General features: G+C 25.6%; 20 protein-coding genes. 12 read left to right on the top strand and 8 right to left on the bottom strand.

Annotated elements, in window-relative coordinates:
* Window positions 1-73: 73 nt before the first annotated feature.
* The 3 genes from CJ670_RS05935 to CJ670_RS05925 all read right to left on the bottom strand — a co-directional run bounded on the left by CJ670_RS05935 (window position 74) and on the right by CJ670_RS05925 (window position 1,608).
* Entirely contained in the window at window positions 74-523 is a 450-nt protein-coding gene (locus tag CJ670_RS05935; RefSeq protein ID WP_105939245.1) for a hypothetical protein, read from the bottom strand.
* A gap of 120 nt (window positions 524-643) precedes the next feature.
* Window positions 644-1,141, bottom strand: a complete 498-nt coding sequence (locus CJ670_RS05930; protein WP_105912098.1) for a type II toxin-antitoxin system antitoxin SocA domain-containing protein — start codon at window positions 1,139-1,141, stop codon at window positions 644-646.
* Window positions 1,142-1,149: 8 nt separating this feature from the next.
* Complete coding sequence (locus tag CJ670_RS05925) at window positions 1,150-1,608, bottom strand: J domain-containing protein (protein WP_105939244.1); 459 nt, start codon at window positions 1,606-1,608, stop codon at window positions 1,150-1,152.
* Window positions 1,609-1,701: 93 nt separating this feature from the next.
* Here CJ670_RS05925 and CJ670_RS05920 point away from each other — a divergent pair, with 93 nt between their 5' ends.
* A complete protein-coding gene (locus CJ670_RS05920; RefSeq protein ID WP_105939243.1) occupies window positions 1,702-1,968 on the top strand; it encodes a DnaJ domain-containing protein in 267 nt (88 codons plus the stop codon).
* A gap of 8 nt (window positions 1,969-1,976) precedes the next feature.
* Window positions 1,977-3,065 carry a glycoside hydrolase family 3 N-terminal domain-containing protein gene (locus CJ670_RS05915; protein WP_105939242.1) on the top strand — a complete coding sequence of 363 codons (1,089 nt, stop codon included), beginning with the start codon at window positions 1,977-1,979 and terminating at the stop codon, window positions 3,063-3,065.
* On the opposite strand, the gene CJ670_RS05910 is transcribed toward CJ670_RS05915, so the two are convergent.
* On the bottom strand, window positions 3,058-3,834 hold the full coding sequence (locus CJ670_RS05910) for a TIGR02757 family protein (RefSeq protein ID WP_105939241.1): 777 nt from the start codon (window positions 3,832-3,834) through the stop codon (window positions 3,058-3,060). The two genes, CJ670_RS05915 and CJ670_RS05910, sit on opposite strands and share 8 nt — an antisense overlap.
* A gap of 54 nt (window positions 3,835-3,888) precedes the next feature.
* Here CJ670_RS05910 and CJ670_RS05905 point away from each other — a divergent pair, with 54 nt between their 5' ends.
* From CJ670_RS05905 to lptB, 5 genes are read left to right on the top strand one after another with little or no spacing between them, the layout of a single operon-like run.
* Entirely contained in the window at window positions 3,889-4,710 is an 822-nt protein-coding gene (locus tag CJ670_RS05905; protein WP_105939240.1) for an SDR family NAD(P)-dependent oxidoreductase, read from the top strand.
* A gap of 39 nt (window positions 4,711-4,749) precedes the next feature.
* Complete coding sequence (locus tag CJ670_RS05900; protein WP_105912481.1) at window positions 4,750-4,998, top strand: S4 domain-containing protein; 249 nt, start codon at window positions 4,750-4,752, stop codon at window positions 4,996-4,998.
* On the top strand, window positions 4,999-5,985 hold the full coding sequence (gene trpD / locus CJ670_RS05895) for an anthranilate phosphoribosyltransferase (protein ID WP_105939239.1): 987 nt from the start codon (window positions 4,999-5,001) through the stop codon (window positions 5,983-5,985).
* Window positions 5,985-6,401 (top strand): tRNA (adenosine(37)-N6)-threonylcarbamoyltransferase complex ATPase subunit type 1 TsaE, encoded by a 417-nt coding sequence (gene tsaE, locus CJ670_RS05890; RefSeq protein ID WP_105939238.1) that lies wholly within the window; start codon window positions 5,985-5,987, stop codon window positions 6,399-6,401. Before trpD ends, tsaE begins: the two co-directional genes overlap by 1 nt.
* A complete protein-coding gene (gene lptB / locus CJ670_RS05885; RefSeq protein ID WP_105912478.1) occupies window positions 6,394-7,116 on the top strand; it encodes an LPS export ABC transporter ATP-binding protein in 723 nt (240 codons plus the stop codon). The genes tsaE and lptB overlap by 8 nt, the downstream gene beginning before the upstream one ends.
* A gap of 20 nt (window positions 7,117-7,136) precedes the next feature.
* Here the strand turns inward: lptB and kdsB are convergent, their stop codons facing one another.
* Complete coding sequence (gene kdsB, locus CJ670_RS05880) at window positions 7,137-7,859, bottom strand: 3-deoxy-manno-octulosonate cytidylyltransferase (protein WP_105939237.1); 723 nt, start codon at window positions 7,857-7,859, stop codon at window positions 7,137-7,139.
* 57 nt (window positions 7,860-7,916) lie between these two features.
* Window positions 7,917-8,792 carry a DUF234 domain-containing protein gene (locus CJ670_RS05875; protein WP_105939236.1) on the bottom strand — a complete coding sequence of 292 codons (876 nt, stop codon included), beginning with the start codon at window positions 8,790-8,792 and terminating at the stop codon, window positions 7,917-7,919.
* Between the two features lie 183 nt (window positions 8,793-8,975).
* Here CJ670_RS05875 and CJ670_RS05870 point away from each other — a divergent pair, with 183 nt between their 5' ends.
* The 3 genes from CJ670_RS05870 (at window position 8,976) to CJ670_RS05860 (ending at window position 10,480) form a co-directional block, all read left to right on the top strand.
* Window positions 8,976-9,674 carry a response regulator transcription factor gene (locus CJ670_RS05870; RefSeq protein WP_105912475.1) on the top strand — a complete coding sequence of 233 codons (699 nt, stop codon included), beginning with the start codon at window positions 8,976-8,978 and terminating at the stop codon, window positions 9,672-9,674.
* Between the two features lie 11 nt (window positions 9,675-9,685).
* A complete protein-coding gene (locus tag CJ670_RS05865; protein ID WP_105912474.1) occupies window positions 9,686-9,880 on the top strand; it encodes a hypothetical protein in 195 nt (64 codons plus the stop codon).
* Window positions 9,881-9,976: 96 nt separating this feature from the next.
* Window positions 9,977-10,480 (top strand): acyloxyacyl hydrolase, encoded by a 504-nt coding sequence (locus CJ670_RS05860; RefSeq protein ID WP_165785190.1) that lies wholly within the window; start codon window positions 9,977-9,979, stop codon window positions 10,478-10,480.
* A 19-nt stretch (window positions 10,481-10,499) separates the two neighbouring features.
* Here the strand turns inward: CJ670_RS05860 and lgt are convergent, their stop codons facing one another.
* Together lgt and CJ670_RS05850 are read right to left on the bottom strand one after the other, a co-directional pair.
* Window positions 10,500-11,315: a prolipoprotein diacylglyceryl transferase gene (gene lgt, locus CJ670_RS05855; protein ID WP_105912472.1), complete on the bottom strand. Its 816-nt coding sequence runs from the start codon at window positions 11,313-11,315 to the stop codon at window positions 10,500-10,502.
* A gap of 3 nt (window positions 11,316-11,318) precedes the next feature.
* Complete coding sequence (locus CJ670_RS05850; RefSeq protein ID WP_105939234.1) at window positions 11,319-12,608, bottom strand: (Fe-S)-binding protein; 1,290 nt, start codon at window positions 12,606-12,608, stop codon at window positions 11,319-11,321.
* Window positions 12,609-12,743: 135 nt separating this feature from the next.
* On the opposite strand from CJ670_RS05850, the gene CJ670_RS05845 reads away from it, so the two are divergent.
* Together CJ670_RS05845 and CJ670_RS05840 are read left to right on the top strand one after the other, a co-directional pair.
* Window positions 12,744-13,307, top strand: a complete 564-nt coding sequence (locus CJ670_RS05845) for a gamma-glutamylcyclotransferase (protein WP_105939233.1) — start codon at window positions 12,744-12,746, stop codon at window positions 13,305-13,307.
* Window positions 13,307-15,517 carry a tetratricopeptide repeat protein gene (locus CJ670_RS05840; RefSeq protein WP_105939232.1) on the top strand — a complete coding sequence of 737 codons (2,211 nt, stop codon included), beginning with the start codon at window positions 13,307-13,309 and terminating at the stop codon, window positions 15,515-15,517. The genes CJ670_RS05845 and CJ670_RS05840 overlap by 1 nt, the downstream gene beginning before the upstream one ends.
* Window positions 15,518-15,564 lie beyond the last annotated feature (47 nt).

Genomic DNA, 15,564 nt, shown 5'->3' with positions numbered 1-15,564 from the left:
ATAAAATCATCAAGTCCCATAAAAAAGCCCTTTATATAGTTGATTGTAGTGATGAAATTATATCAAAAAGTGCCTATTTATGGGCTTTATTATAGCTTTTATATATAAGAAATTGAAGATTTTTTATGTGCGAAAGTTGAGTTATTTTATTTAATACATTAATTTGTGAAGTATATAAAGGAGCAATTTCAAATTTTTCAAAACCTTGAAATTGTTTAGAGCTATTTTTTAAAACTAAGATTAAAGCATCAAGCTCTTTTACTGCTTGAATAAAGTTTTCTTTTGCTTTAGTATCATTTGGATTTATGATTATTCCTCTTAAAGCATTTGAAACTTGAAGACCTTGTTCACTAGTTTTTGTAATAGTAATAGCTAAATCAGATATAGAGCTACTAGTTTCAAAGCTTTTGTTGATTTTAGACATACCACTATATAAAACAGCTGTTACAACACCTAGTAAAACTATTGTAATAATAGATATAATATTTATCTTATAGTTTACTTTCAAATCTTTTAAGCCCATTTTTATCCCCTTTGAATATTAAGTTGATAAAAATAATAGCATATAATCTCTGATATTAAAATTATTGCTTTAAATTAATTTTATTAAATAATAAAATCTTATAATTAATTTTATATTTATTTATAAAATTATTTTTTCATTTTCGCTTGTTCTTACTATTTCAAGGCTAAAACACTCATTTGAAAGATTTCTTACACTAGTATCTTTATATAAATTTACAACTTTATGAATAGATTTTAACTCATCTTTTGTAAAAATAGTTTCATCGAAATCTTCATCTATTTTTGAAAATTTAAGCTCTTTAAATCTCTCTCTTTCAACTATTTCAATCTCTAAAAAATCCATTAATTCTTGAATAAAAAATACTCTATCATCCTCTTCGTCTTCAAACTCAACATCATCTAAAATTAGAGTAAAAAGTTCATCTAAAACTTCAGCTTTTACTCCTCTTGGAGTTTTTATAAATGTTTCACCCAAAATCTTTGTTCCAAAAAAATTTATGTGATTTAACTCTATAAAAAATACTAAAAGCTCTATTTTTTTGTGATTTAAAGCTTTAACTTGTTTGTGTAGCATATATAATATAATATTTGCTGTTTTTGTCATATCTATATTCATAAAAATCCTTATTTCGTGTAAGCTTGCATTAAAATATCTCTATATTCGTTTAACTTCTTCATTTTTTCTTCATCTCCACCATTTAAATCAGGATGATAAATTTTTGCTAACTCTTTAAATCTCTTTTTTATCTCATCTTTGGAAGGAGTTGATGAAAAACCAAAAAACTCTTTTGCTTCTTGTAGTTTTGAAGTTTTATTATAGAAATTTCCTTGAAAATTCTGATTGTTAAAGTTATTGAAGTTTTTAAAATCAAAATTGTTGTAATCTTCTCTTGTAAAACTATTAAATCTAAACTCAAATTGTTGAGCTCTTTTTTTTAAAGCTCTTTTTACAAAATATATAATAGTTACAAAAAATAGAACAATTCCACCAATAATTGCTAAAAAAACTCCAAAATTTGTGAAAATCAAATATAAAATACCAATAAATATAGCAATTCTAATAAACGAAGCTAAAAAATTCATATATAAAAATACCTTTTTTAAAAAATTTCGGCATTATACAATAAGTAGATTAATCATAATATTTTTGTACAATATCTTCTTTAAAGGATTTATATGAACTATGATGATTTTATCAAAGCTGTTGAACTGTTTGGAATTATTTCAAATATGAGCAAAAAAGATATAAAAAAAAGATACTTAAAACTCTCAAAAAAGTACCATCCAGATATGAGTGATGGAAGTAATGAAAAGTTTATGGAGCTTAAAAAGTCTTATGAAATTTTGCAAGAATATATGGATAGTTACAACTTCTCTTTTGAAGAAAGTGAGTTTAAAAAACAGTTTCCAGCATTTACAAACTACAAGAATTGGGTTAAATAGGAGAATTTATGAAAAGTTTAATAATAGTTTTATTTATGATAGTTTCAAGTTTTGCACAAGAGAACTATTCTAAAAAAGATATTGAAAAAATGATAGCAAAAATGGTTGTATTGGGATTTACTGGTACTAATATAGATAAAAATAGTCAAATTTATAAAGATATTGAGTTTGGTTTGGGTGGAGTTATATTGTTTGATAAAGACCCAAATGATAAGACAAAAGCAAAAAATATAGAGAATAAAGCTCAACTAAAGAAGCTAAATCAACAACTTCAAAGTATTAATAAAAGTAAACTTCTTATTTCTATAGATCAAGAGGGTGGAATAGTTCAAAGATTAAAAACTGATGCTGGATTTGTAAATACTTTAAAAGCTAGCCAAATTGCACAAAACGGTGAAGTTTTTGCAAAAAATAGTTATGAAGCAATGGCAAAAGATTTAAGTAGTGTTGGAATAAATCTTGATTTTGCACCAGTTGTTGATTTAGCTATAAATAAAGAGAATAAAGTAATTGTTACAAGGGGAAGAAGTTTTGGAGAGAGTTCTCAAATTGTTACAAAATATGCTTCTATTTTTGTTGATGAGTTAAAAAAAGAGGGTGTACTTTCAACTTTAAAACATTTTCCAGGACATGGTTCTTCTTTGGCTGATTCACATTTAGGTTTTGTAGATATTACAAAAACTTGGAGCAAAAAAGAGCTTGAACCATACAAATATTTTATTAAAAACAACAAAGCAGATTTGATTATGACAGCTCATGTTTTTAATGAAAACTTAGATAAAAACTATCCAGCGACACTATCTTACAGTGTAAATACAAAACTTTTAAGAGAAGAGTTGGGTTTTAAAGGTGTTTTGATAACTGATGATTTACAAATGAGTGCTATTAGCAAACATTATGATTTAAAACAAACTCTTACTTTGGCTATAAATAGTGGAGTAAACTTACTACTTTTTGCAAATCAGTTAGTAAAACCAATTACTTTAAAAGAGATAGTGGATACAGTTTATAGTCAAATATTAAGTGAACAAATTTCATTAAATAAGATAATAGAATCAAATAAAAAAATAGATTTATTACAAGAAAAAATTAAATAAGTTTTTCTTGTCCTAATCTATATATCGCAAAATCATATTTTATAGGGTCGTTTACATCAAACTCTTTTAGTTTTTGCGATATTTCTAAAGCAGATTTTAGATTGTAAGTTCTATTTTCTAAAAGTCCCAATTTTTTGGAAACTTTAAATGTGTGAGTATCAAGTGGTAAGATTAAATCTTTTTTATCTATTTTTTTCCAAAGTCCTAAATCAAGAGTATCAAATCTTACCATCCATCGCAAAAACATATTCCATCTTTTATATGGAGCATTTGAATCTTTTATTTTTCCATTTTTATCTCTTTTTAGTGGATTTCCAACTAAAAAATCGAAACCAAAAGATGAGTAGTTTGCTTTTTCTTTGATTTTTTGTATTACAAAATCAATACCTTCTAAAACACTATTTTCATTTTTATAGCCTTCAAAAAAAAGTTCTTCAAGGCTATTTTCTTGTTTTAATATTCTAAAAGTTTTGAAAACAGCTAAAACATCAGAACTATTTTGAAATCTATAGTAGTGATTTTTTAATTTTTCTTCAATTTGTTTTTCACTTTTTTCTAGAAGTGAAAAGTCTAAACTATCTAAAAACTTAACTATTTGTTTAGCATTTCCATAAGCAAATAAAGCACAAATAAGTATTGCATACTCATCTTTTTGTCTCTTTGCAACCATCAAAGGGTCTGGTTTTTCGTAACTCAACTCAAAACTATTGTTTCTACTATTTGCTTCAATATCTAGAAGCTCTTTTAATTCTTTATCTTTTTTTGTCATTTTTTACTCAAATAAATTTTAGATATAATAGCCAAAAAATTATTAGGAATTAAATTGCAAAACATATTAATAACTGGATGTTCAAGTGGAATAGGACTTGAAACTGCACTATTTTTACAAAAAAACAGTATAAAAGTATATGCAAGTGCAAGAGATGAAAAAGATGTAAAAATGCTAGAAGAATTGGGATTAAAAGCTTTTAAAATTGATGTTAGAAACAAAGATGAGATAAGTTTTGCATTAAGTCAGATTTTAAAAGAAGATCAAAAAATTGATTGTATTTTTAATAATGCTGGTTTTGCAGTTCCAGGTGCGATTGAAGATATAAGTACAGATATTTTAAAAGAGTTATTTGATACAAACTTTTTTGGACTTCATGAATTGACAATTCAAGCTATGGGAGTTTTTAGAAATCAAGGATATGGAAAAATAATCCAACATAGCTCTGTTTTGGGAATTATATCTTTAAAATTTAGAGGAGCATATAACTCAAGTAAATATGCGATAGAAGGTCTTTGTGATACTTTAAGACTAGAAACATTAAATAGTGATATTTTTATTAGTACTATAAATACAGGTCCTGTTACTTCAAAGTTTAGAGAGAATTCTTTAAAAAATTTCAAAGAAAAAATTGATATTAAAAATAGTTTTTGGAAAAATTCTTATGAAAAAGAGTTACAAGCAAGACTTGAAAGTAGTGATGATAAAGGAATATTTACACTTCCTCCAAGTAGTGTTGCAAAGCTTGTTTTAGAAATAATGAAAAGTAAAAAACCAAAACCTAGATATTATGTGACAAAGGCTACATATATTTTAGGTTTTGCAAAAAGAGTTTTAAGTCAAAAATGGCTTGATAAATTACTTCAAAAAGTATAAGAAAAATCATTTTAGTTTAAATTTGTTATAATCTTTTTTATGAGAATAGATAAATTTTTAAATGCTGTAAATATAACAAAAAGAAGAGCAGTCGCTGAAGATATGTTGGAACACAAAGTTGTGTTTTTAAATGATGTTTCAGTAAAAAAAGCAAAAGAGGTAAAAGTTGGAGATATTATAGAGATAAAATATCTTGAAAATAGTGAAAAATTTAAAATTCTTCAAATTCCAACAACAAAATCAACTCCAAAATCAAAAATAGATGAGTATGTACAAAGGGTAAATTAGATGTTTTTAGAGACAAAAGCAAAGTTTGATGAAATTTTTCAAGATAAGTTATCGCACGATGATATGAGAGAATATTTCTTAGCTCTATATGAAAGAGGAGAAACTGCAAGTGAGCTTGCTGGAGCTGCTAGTTCTATGAGAGATTTTGTAATACCTCTTCCAATAAGTGAAAGTTTGAGAGAAAAAGCTATAGATATAGTAGGAACAGGTGGAGACAAAAGCTATAGTTTTAATATATCAAGTACAGTTTCAATTTTAGTTGCAAGTGCTGGTTGTTTTGTTGCAAAACATGGAAACAGAAGTGTTACAAGTAAAAGTGGAAGTGCTGATATGCTTGAATCTCTTGGAATAAATCTAAATTTAAGTTTAGAAGATACAGCAAAAATGCTAGAAGAGACTGGTTTTGGATTTATGTTTGCTGCAAATCATCATCCAGCAATGAAATATATTACACCTGTAAGAAAAACTATAGACCATAGAACTATTATGAATATTCTTGGACCACTTTGTAATCCAGCTGGTGTTTCAAAACAAGTTATTGGAGTATTTAGCAAGGATTTTATAAATAAAATTGCAACGGCTCTTGATATGCTTGATTGCAAAAGAGCAATGGTTTTATCAAGTCTAGATGGTATGGATGAAGTTTCAATTTCTAGTGTTACTTATGCAACATTTTTAGAAAATGGAAAGCAAAATGATTTGGAGATAAATCCAGAACATTATGGTTTCAAATTAGCTTCAAAAAATGATATTGTAGGAGCTGGTCCAGATATTAATGCTCAAATTACAAAAGATATTTTAGAAGGAAAAGAAAAGGGTGCAAAATTAGATATTGTTTTGATAAATTCAGCTGTTGCATTACTAGTAGATGGGAAAGCAAGAGATATAAAAGAGGGTGTTGAAATAGCAAGAGATGCTATAGATGGTGGAAAAGCAAAAAGAAAATTAGAAGAGATTATCAAATTTTCTCAAAAGTATTCTTGCTAATGAAAAGAGAGTTTTTGCTTGATTTAAGCACTATTTCAATTTTTATTGATGAGCTTAAAAAAATATTAGAAAATAGAGATTGTATTGTAATTTTAAGAGGAGATTTAGCAAGTGGTAAAACAACACTTGTTAAGCATTTTGTAAAATCTTTGGGAATTGAAGATCTTGTAAATTCTCCAACTTTTTCTCTTCAAGTTGTATATGGTGAAGATATTTTTCACTATGATTTATACAACAAAACTTTGGAAGAGTTTATTTCTTTGGGTATGCTAGAAGAGTTTGAAAAAAGTGGTTTGCATTTTGTTGAGTGGGGCGATACTAAACTAGAAAATATCTTAAATGACTATGGTTTTGATGTAGTTGTTATAGATATTTTAAAAAATGATGATAAAAGGTTGTACAAAATAAATGAATAATTTAAGAATTGTTGATATCAAAAAAAGTATTAAAAAAACTGAAATATTACATGGGATTTCGCTTGAAATAAATTCAGGAGAAATAGTTGGTCTTTTAGGACCAAATGGAGCTGGAAAAACTACAACTTTTTACACAGTTTGTGGTCTTGTAAAACCAAGTAGTGGTAAAGTTTTTTTTGATAATGAAGATATTACAGCAATTCCGCTTCATAAAAGAGCTTTAAAAGGAATAGGATATTTACCACAAGAATCATCTATTTTTAAAGACTTAAGTGTAGAAGATAATCTTCTTTTAGCAGCTGAAATTGTAATAAAAGATAAAGAAGAACAAAATAGACGAGTTGAAGAACTATTAGAGCTTTTAGATATTGAACCTATTCGTCAAAGAAAAGGAATTTCTCTTTCTGGTGGTGAGAGACGAAGAACTGAAATTGCAAGAGCTTTGGTTTCAAAACCAAAATTCTTATTGCTAGATGAGCCTTTTGCTGGTGTTGATCCAATTGCGGTAAAAGATATTCAAGATTTGATAAATGATCTTTCAAAGATAGGAATAGGGGTTTTAATAACTGATCATAATGTACGAGAAACTTTACAAATTTGCCATAGAGCTTATGTTATGAAAAGTGGAAGTTTACTTGCTAGTGGAACATCGCAAGAGATTAAAAATGATATAAATGTAAAAGAACACTACTTAGGAGAAGATTTTAATTTTTAATAAAATCTTCTTTTTGTAAGCTATTTATTAAATATTTTTAAAGCTCTTTCTAAATCCTCTTTTGTATCTATTCCAAAAGATTTTGAACTAACTTTTACCATAGCAATTTTAAATCCATTGTCAATAGCTCTTAGTTGTTCTAGTTTTTCAATATTTTCAAGTTTTGAAGAGTTTAAACTACAAAATTTATTTAGAGATTTTTTTGTAAATCCATATATTCCTAAATGTCCAAAATAAGTAGAATTTTCATCACCATCTCTATGATATGGAATTTTTGCTCTTGAAAAATATATTGCTTCTTCAAGATTATTTATTACAACTTTTACCAAATTAGGATCATCTGCACTTTTGTTATTTATCTCTTTATAACAAGAAGTTATCAAAGTATTTTGACAATCTTTTACCTCTTTTACTCTATTTATTACAGCTTTTACAACATCAATTTCAATAAATGGTTCATCTGCTTGAACATTTACAATAATCTCATCATCGCTTAGATTTAGACTATTTACAGCTTCATTTATTCTATCTGTTCCACTATTATGATCAACACTTGTCATAACGGCTTCAAATCCATGCTCTTTTGCTAAATCATAAACTTCTTTTGTATCTGTTGCGATTACTACTTTATCCAAAGAACTAACTTGTTTTGCAGTTCTTATAACCATAGGAATCCCAAATATATCTACTAAAATTTTATTTGCAAATCTACTTGAATTTAATCTTGCTGGAATTATTATCATAACAGTTTCTCTTTCATTATTTTTTATTTTATTATATAGTTTTATATCTTTAAAAATTTATACAATTGCTTTTAAACTTTTTGCACTAAATAGTCTTATTGAATCACTTTTTAGGTTTTTTAACTCATTCGAACAACCATTTTTTGAAAAGATAACAATAATATCAGCAGATATATCTTCACTTTTTAAATCTTCCAAAAATTTATTAAATTCACTCTTTTTTACTTTATTGTCACTATATTTACAAAATCCTGCAACTATTTTTCCTGAAGTTGTTTTTGCTACTATTGGAATTTGAATTTTTTCACTCCAATATTGTCCGTGTTGTTTTATTGGGTCTTCAATAAAGCTATTTTTTATAAAAGTTAAAGCTAACTCTTCAAATATGAAATCACTAAAATCAGACTCTCTTCCTTGAAACTTTGTTTTAAACTCTTCATAGTTTCCATCTTTAATACCCTTATAAATTGGAGATACAAAAGCAAACCAAAATCTAAGAAATGGATTTATAAAAATTAATTTTTTTACAGCTTTTGAATCGCCTCTTTTGCCTAATAAAAAGTGTTCAGAAGAGTCAATATCTATAATAGCTTTTTCATAAAGTGAATCGACACATTTCATACCCTCTTCAAAACTAACATGAGCTCTTTTGAAAGCATTTGTTGTTTTTCTATCTCCTAGTGCAATTCCTGAAAGAATGGCATGTTCTACGTGATAACCACCAGTTAGGTGATTTACTTCATTTCTTAAGTAGTTATAGTTGTTTAATATATGTTTTTCAATGAGTTCTAAAATAGGCTTAGTTGTATCAATTTTTATATCAAGTCCACCAAATACGGTGAAATATTGTATTGCTACTTGCATATTTTCTATATTATTTGTGTTGCAAAAATCTTTAAATTGCTCTTTGAATGATTTATCTAATATAATCATAATAATTTGTATTCCTTTTTTTTAAAATTGATTCTACAATAACAAATATCATATATTGATAAACTATAAATTTAATAAAATAAAAAATTTTATCGTTTATTTTTAAAATAAATAAATTTCTTTGACATTAAAACTATTTTTTGTTATTATTTCGGCTAATAAATTATTTATAAAGAGTAAAAAATGGAAAACAATATGAAAAATATAAGAAAAAGTAGTAATACTAAAATAATTATAGTAAGTGACGATAAAGAAATTTTAGAAAAAGAATTTAAAGATTTATATTCAGATTTTGAAGATTTAAAGGTTGTATCAAGTAGTGATAGTATTAATTATAAAAATATATCATTTAATGATTTACTTGTTTTGGATATGGATATGCCAAGTGAGACTTTTGATAAAATAGCTTTAAAGGCAAATAGTTTGCTTGCATTAACTCCAAAAATTGTTATCTCATCAAAAAGTGATGATGAAAATATTTCTAAAGCTGTAAATATACAAGCTTATTCATTTTTATTGAAACCTTTTAATCCAATGAACTTAAAATTAGCAATAATTATGTGTATAAATCAGACAAAAAGGTCAGATAAAGTTGAGTTGGGTAATGGATTTTATTTTGATGAATACAGAGATCAATTTTTTAAAAAAGGTGGAGCTTTAATTGATTTGACTAGACTTGAAAAAGGATTTTTAAAACTTTTAATTGAGAGAAGAGATGAAATTACTGATTATGATACTATAAAAGATTTAGTGTGGAAAGGTAAGGATATGTCTATTTATACTATGAGAAATATTGTAAATAAGATTAGACAAAAAACATATTATGAAATAGTAAGAAATCACTCTAGCAGAGGTTATACTATAGATATTTTAAAAAAATAAAAGGGCTTATATTGCAAGAAATTATTGTTTCAAAAGAAGAGTTAATAGAACTATTTGAAAAAGAAAAAATCATAGATACTGGTAAAGGTTGGTATATGGATGATAGTTTTATTGATATTATAGCTTTACATGAAATTGAACCAAAATTTCTTCAAGACCTTGCAAATGCAAAACTGTATAAAATAATAAAAAAGAAGAGTAAATAAAATACCTTCTTTTTTATCTTTAAACTCTCACTATAAAGAAAAAATAACTTATTTTTGAATATAATTTACATCTATTAAATATAAAGGATGTATAAAATGAAAAAAGTACTTTTATTTGTAATATTTGCTCAATTTTTATTTGCAAATGGAATAGGTATTTCTGTAAATGGTGGTAAATATGGTTCAATTGATACATTTAGATTTGGTGTGTCAAAAGCTTTTGATAAACCAATATATAGTGGAGATATTATATCTTTAAACGGTTTCCATGAAGTTGGATTTTCATATTTTAGTAGTGAAAATAACAATATAAAAGCAATATCTTATTCTCCTGTTTTTACTTTAGATTTTGTAAGTTTTGATATTGCTTCATTTAGACCATATTTAGAAGGAGCAATTGGAGTTGCTTATTTATCTGATACAAAAATAGACAATAAAGATTTATCTACTAGATTTCAATTTGAAGATAGGATAGGAATAGGTTTAAAAAATAGGAATTTAAATTTTTATTTAAGATTTATGCACTATTCAAATGCTGGAATAAAAGAGCCAAATGATGGATTAAATAGTACAATGGTTGGATTTTCTTATGGGTTTTAAAAAGATAACAGCCTTAAAATTAGGCAGTTATCTTTTTACTTTTTATTGCAAAAATTATTAAACAAATTAATAATATTGCACCTGATTGTAATATTCCCATTGTTAGCCAATTTCCAGCTATAAATCCAATTTGAGGGTCTGGTTGTCTATAAAACTCTGCAATTATTCTTGCAATTGTATAAAAAATTCCGTACATCAAAGCTAGTTGACCATCGAATTTTTTTCTATTTCTAAAATAAACAAGGATTAAAAATACTACAATACCTTCTAAAAACGCTTCATATAGTTGAGAAGGGTGTCTTAAAATCCCATCTACATAAATTGCCCAAGGAACATCTGTAACTCTTCCTACAAGCTCTTGATTGAAGAAGTTTCCAATTCTACCAAAAACATAAGCCGCACTAATACCTAAAACGGCAATATCAGTTATAAACCAAAAATTAATATTCTTTCTTTTGCAAAAAAGTATAGAAGCAATTATAAATCCAATAAAAGCTCCATGATAGCTCATTCCAGCAATTCCAACATAAGTTCCATTTACATATGGATTAAAGATTTGCCAAGGATTTGTTAAATAGTAAGTTGTATTTGAATCATAAAAAAGAATATATCCCAATCTTGCACCTAAAATTACACCAATTTCAGCCCACCAAATGTATGAATCAAAAATATCTTGATTTATATTTATATTGTCATATTTTATAAACCATTTTGCAATAAAAATAGCACTAAGAAGTGCTAAAGCATACATAATTCCATACCAATGAACTGCAATATCTCCAATGCTAAAAGCTACTGGATTAAAATGAGAGTATATATTTTGCCAAAATTCCATTTTTTACTCCTCTAAAGCTTCAGCTATAAGTTCTATTGGGTTTTTAAATACCACATCAACATCAGCTAGATAAAGAGAATTTGTTATTTGCATTCGACATGCACTACATTCAGCACTTACAATTTGTGCTTTTGTGTCTCTTATCATTGCAGCTTTTGGAGCTCCAGCAGCCTTTGAAAACTCATATTTTTCTGTTTGCATAGTAACACCACCAAAACCACAACATCTATTTGAATCACTCATCTCTTTTAAAACATAGTTTTGTTTTAAAAGTTCTCTAGGTTCCTTCCAAACACCTTGCATTTTTTTAGCATGACAAGGGTCGTGGTAAGTTACTATTGAATCAAATTTTTTACCACTTTTTGATAAAAGCTCTTTTAATTCTGTATTGTTTTCTAACCATTTTGTTGCTAAAAATATCTTATTTGATAGTTTAATAGCTCTTTCTTTCCATTGCGGTTGGTCATGTAAAAAATGCTCCCAATCTTTGTTTATCATCGCACTACAAGTAGCTTCTGGAATAATAACAGCATCAACGCTATCTATCCAAGATTCAAAATATTCAATATTTTTTTTAGTTAAATAATCAACTGTATCAAAAGCTCCTGTAAAATATGCAGGTGCCCCACAACATAACTGTTTTTTTGGAATAAAAATATCAAGCTCTAATTTTTTTAATATTTTTACTAAACTATCTCCTGTATTTGTGTATGTGTAGTTACTCATACATCCAATAAATATAGCAACTCTATTTTTCTTAATATCATCAATATTTTTTGAAAATTTCATATTTTCAGGATATTTGTTTAAAAAACTAATACTATCTGCATATGGTAAAGCACGATTCTTTTTAACTATTGGAAGAGAAAATCTAGGAATTGCACTTTGTTTTTCTTCATTTATCTTAATTCCACATGTTTGAAACATATATCCTAGTTTTGACATAAAATCCATAATTTTTCTATGTCTTAAAAGGAAGAAAAATAGTCTTTTGTACCAAGCTATTCCAAATTTTTTCGCAATATCACTTCTTACTTGCTCAATAATCATATCTGTTGGTAAATCATTTGGACAAACTTCAACACAGTTTGTACATAAAAAACATGATTCAAATATGTTTTTTGCATTTTCATCAAGTTCTAATTCATCTCTTTTGTAAGCGCCTAAAAGGTCTATAAATCCTCTAGGACTTGTAGCTTCATCTTGGTTTATATTAAATATTGTACAAACAGGTTTGCACTTTCCACACTTCACACAATCGTCAGAAATCTTTGTATAATCAAATTTATCCATTTAAAAAAAGCCTTAAAAATTTTATAATAAAGGCTTAATATACTTAAAAATTGGTTAAAAGTTGTTAAATAGGTAATAAATAAGCTCTTAAATTAAAAAACGATACTATTTATGAATTTATATGAAAGGCTTTATATGTACTTATTTGGGTTTGGTTCGTTAGTAAATATAAAAAGTGCTCAAAATTCATTTAAAAATAGAGAGCTTAAAAAAGAAGATTTAATTCCTGTAAAAATAAAAGGGTATAAAAGAGTTTGGAACTCTATAGAGTCTATTCGTTTTGAAGATAAACTTGTAAATGGTATTTTTTTAAATATACAAAAAGATGAGAATTCTTCTATTTTTGGAGTTATGATAAAAATAAGTGAAGAGGAGTTTGAAGTTTTAAAATTAAGAGAGAAAAATTATAGTTGTATAACTATAAAAAAAGAGTATGTTTTAAATCAAAAATTAGATGATGATTTAATAGCTTTTATGACAACAAAAGATGATAAAATAGCAAAAAATGGAGATGAGAATTGTTTTATACCTTCAAGATATATTCAAATTGTAAAAGATGGAGTTAAAAATTTCTCAAAAGAGTTTCAAGATAATTTTGAAAATACTTTTACAAATTTTCCATTTGAAATAAAAGATGGTATTTATACTTTTAGTGATCCAATTCAAAATCAAGCTGCAAAAAATAGTGAGAAATTATAATGAATAAAAATATAAATTGTTTTATTATCACATCAAAATTATCAGAAAATAAAAGAAAGAAAAAAGAAGATAGTTCAATTTCTAAAGAAAAAGATATTTTAAGAATAACATATTGTGAAAATGACTCTTTGGAAAAATTTGAAGAAGATGTAAACTCTTTAATTGGAAAAAATAGAACTTTTTCATATTTTTTAAATAAAAGATTTATTCCATTAACAATCTCATTTATCTCAGTATTTATAATTTTAATTGCATTTTTAACAATCTCTGTTTATGAAGATTTTTTAAAAAGAGTAATTTTTGAAACACCAATTAGTTTTGAATTAAAAGATTATATATCTTTAGGATTTGTAATTTTTTTATTTTTATCTCTTTTGTTCATGCCAAAAATTTTAGATGCCGAAGGAAACGAACTAAAAAACCTTATTAACTCATGGTTTAATAAAGAGGTTCGAAAAGCAAAGCGATTAAAATTAGCTTATTTAAATTTTGATATAAAAACAGAAATTCATCTATATAACTTTGACTTAGAAGAACAAAATCATTGGCTTTGGTCTATTTTTGTAAATATGATTTTAAATAGATTTGAAAATATATATTTTTGTGTAAGGGCTGATAAAATTCAAGTTATCCAAAAGAATCTTGAAAATTTAGGTATAAAAAATATAAAAATAGTTAAAAATGAGAAGATAGAAAAAGCTTCAAATATTGAGATTTTATTATCAAAAAAAGAGCAAATTTTTTACTCTTTGATGCAACTTTGCTCCACAAAAATTGTTAAAAGTAAAGATAAAAAGATATTTACATCTTTAGAACTTTTTGAATATTGTGGAAAAAATTTTATAAAATCTGAAGATGAAAATAATTTAAGTTTTGGTTTTCAAAGTTTTATAAATAGAAGTTTTGATGATTTTAATTTTTTATCTCAAGAAAAATCTTTACAAATATTTTTTACAAATAGTGTTAAATTTAAAGAGTTAAAATCACAAAAAAAAGAGTTGTCTCAATATTTGAGAAATCATCTTGAAGATTGTGTTTTAAAGTTTGAAAATCCAATATCTCTTTTAATTTTATATTACTATGTTAAAGATTTAGTTTTAGATGAAAAAAGAGTTATTAAAATAATAGAAAAGTTTATAGTCTCAATAAAAGATAAACAGCAATATGAACTAATAAATGATTACTGGTTTGAAATAGCTGGATTTATGTTTGATTCAAGTGATATTAATAGTTTTGAAAACTCTTCAAAATCTTATTATAGAAAATTATCAATAAGTACATTAAATGATTTGGCATTTTTATTTGAAAGAAGTGGCTATTTTGAACAAGCAATACTTTTAAATAGATATTTATATGAGATTAATCCAAATAAATATATTTTAAATATCTGTTCATTATATGAAAGAATGGGACAATTTGAACAAGCATATAATAGTTTACCAAAAGAGCTAAAGCTTGGCAAAAATGAAAGACCATCTGATATTGAAGTAAGATATTATCAAAGAAAAGCTGCTTGGATAATAATTTCTCAAAGAAATGATAGTTTAAAACAAGAGGCTATAGAATCTTTAGAAAAACTAGAAAAACTGCTTTTCTCTCACAATGAAGATAATGAACCTTTGTGGTTATGGCATTTTTATAATATAAAAGCAAATCTTTGTGAGTGGGAAGAAAACTATGATGAAGCTATAAATTTTTATAAAAAATGTTTAGCAATACCAGCTTTGGGCTCTTTTGAATATGGAGCAACTTTTGTAAATATGGCAATATCTTATAGATTTAAGTATATTTTAGAGATAAATAAAAATGATGAAACTATAAACAAATCTATAAACCTAGGAAAAATTGGTTTGAATTTAAAAGAGTCTGTTGGAGATAGAGATGAGATGCCAGTTGTTTTACACAATTATGCTTTAAATATTTTATATAAAATCTCAAATAGTTTTGATGAAGAACTTTGTAATATTGTTTTAAAACAGACAAATGAAGCGCTTGAAATTTTAGAATATACAAAATCTATAAAAAGATTAGGAATGGTTTTAATTGAGAATTATATTTCAAAAAGTTTATTAAATCTTGATACAAAAGATGTTATAGCTAAACTAGAAAAAAATATATCTCTTTTTAAAGAGAGTGAATTAAGACAGATGAAGCATATTTATAATGAATTTATAAAAGATAAAAAGATAGAAGAGTTAGATTTTTTATGAAATTTTACTTTTAAAATATCTATAAAAAAAGTAGCAACAATCTTTTA

The sequence above is a fragment of the Arcobacter cryaerophilus gv. crypticus genome (genome assembly GCF_002993025.1).
Classification (GTDB): Bacteria; Campylobacterota; Campylobacteria; order Campylobacterales; family Arcobacteraceae; genus Aliarcobacter; species Aliarcobacter cryaerophilus_B.
Note: the sequence above shows the minus strand (reverse complement) of the source record. Positions and strands in the feature narration are given on the sequence as shown.

Excerpts from the sequence above, each read along its gene's own strand:
- CJ670_RS05910 (WP_105939241.1), bottom strand. The coding sequence starts at position 3,834 with ATGACAAAAAAAGATAAAGAATTAAAAGAGCTTCTAGATATTGAAGCA.
- lgt (WP_105912472.1), bottom strand. The coding sequence starts at position 11,315 with ATGGAATTTTGGCAAAATATATACTCTCATTTTAATCCAGTAGCTTTT.
- CJ670_RS05840 (WP_105939232.1), top strand. The coding sequence starts at position 13,307 with ATGAATAAAAATATAAATTGTTTTATTATCACATCAAAATTATCAGAA.
- CJ670_RS05915 (WP_105939242.1), top strand. The coding sequence starts at position 1,977 with ATGAAAAGTTTAATAATAGTTTTATTTATGATAGTTTCAAGTTTTGCA.
- trpD (WP_105939239.1), top strand. The coding sequence starts at position 4,999 with ATGTTTTTAGAGACAAAAGCAAAGTTTGATGAAATTTTTCAAGATAAG.
- kdsB (WP_105939237.1), bottom strand. The coding sequence starts at position 7,859 with ATGATAATAATTCCAGCAAGATTAAATTCAAGTAGATTTGCAAATAAA.
- CJ670_RS05850 (WP_105939234.1), bottom strand. The coding sequence starts at position 12,608 with ATGGATAAATTTGATTATACAAAGATTTCTGACGATTGTGTGAAGTGT.
- tsaE (WP_105939238.1), top strand. The coding sequence starts at position 5,985 with ATGAAAAGAGAGTTTTTGCTTGATTTAAGCACTATTTCAATTTTTATT.
- CJ670_RS05930 (WP_105912098.1), bottom strand. The coding sequence starts at position 1,141 with ATGAATATAGATATGACAAAAACAGCAAATATTATATTATATATGCTA.
- CJ670_RS05860 (WP_165785190.1), top strand. The coding sequence starts at position 9,977 with ATGAAAAAAGTACTTTTATTTGTAATATTTGCTCAATTTTTATTTGCA.
- CJ670_RS05935 (WP_105939245.1), bottom strand. The coding sequence starts at position 523 with ATGGGCTTAAAAGATTTGAAAGTAAACTATAAGATAAATATTATATCT.
- CJ670_RS05920 (WP_105939243.1), top strand. The coding sequence starts at position 1,702 with ATGAACTATGATGATTTTATCAAAGCTGTTGAACTGTTTGGAATTATT.
- CJ670_RS05845 (WP_105939233.1), top strand. The coding sequence starts at position 12,744 with ATGTACTTATTTGGGTTTGGTTCGTTAGTAAATATAAAAAGTGCTCAA.
- CJ670_RS05900 (WP_105912481.1), top strand. The coding sequence starts at position 4,750 with ATGAGAATAGATAAATTTTTAAATGCTGTAAATATAACAAAAAGAAGA.
- CJ670_RS05925 (WP_105939244.1), bottom strand. The coding sequence starts at position 1,608 with ATGAATTTTTTAGCTTCGTTTATTAGAATTGCTATATTTATTGGTATT.
- CJ670_RS05875 (WP_105939236.1), bottom strand. The coding sequence starts at position 8,792 with ATGATTATATTAGATAAATCATTCAAAGAGCAATTTAAAGATTTTTGC.
- CJ670_RS05870 (WP_105912475.1), top strand. The coding sequence starts at position 8,976 with ATGGAAAACAATATGAAAAATATAAGAAAAAGTAGTAATACTAAAATA.
- lptB (WP_105912478.1), top strand. The coding sequence starts at position 6,394 with ATGAATAATTTAAGAATTGTTGATATCAAAAAAAGTATTAAAAAAACT.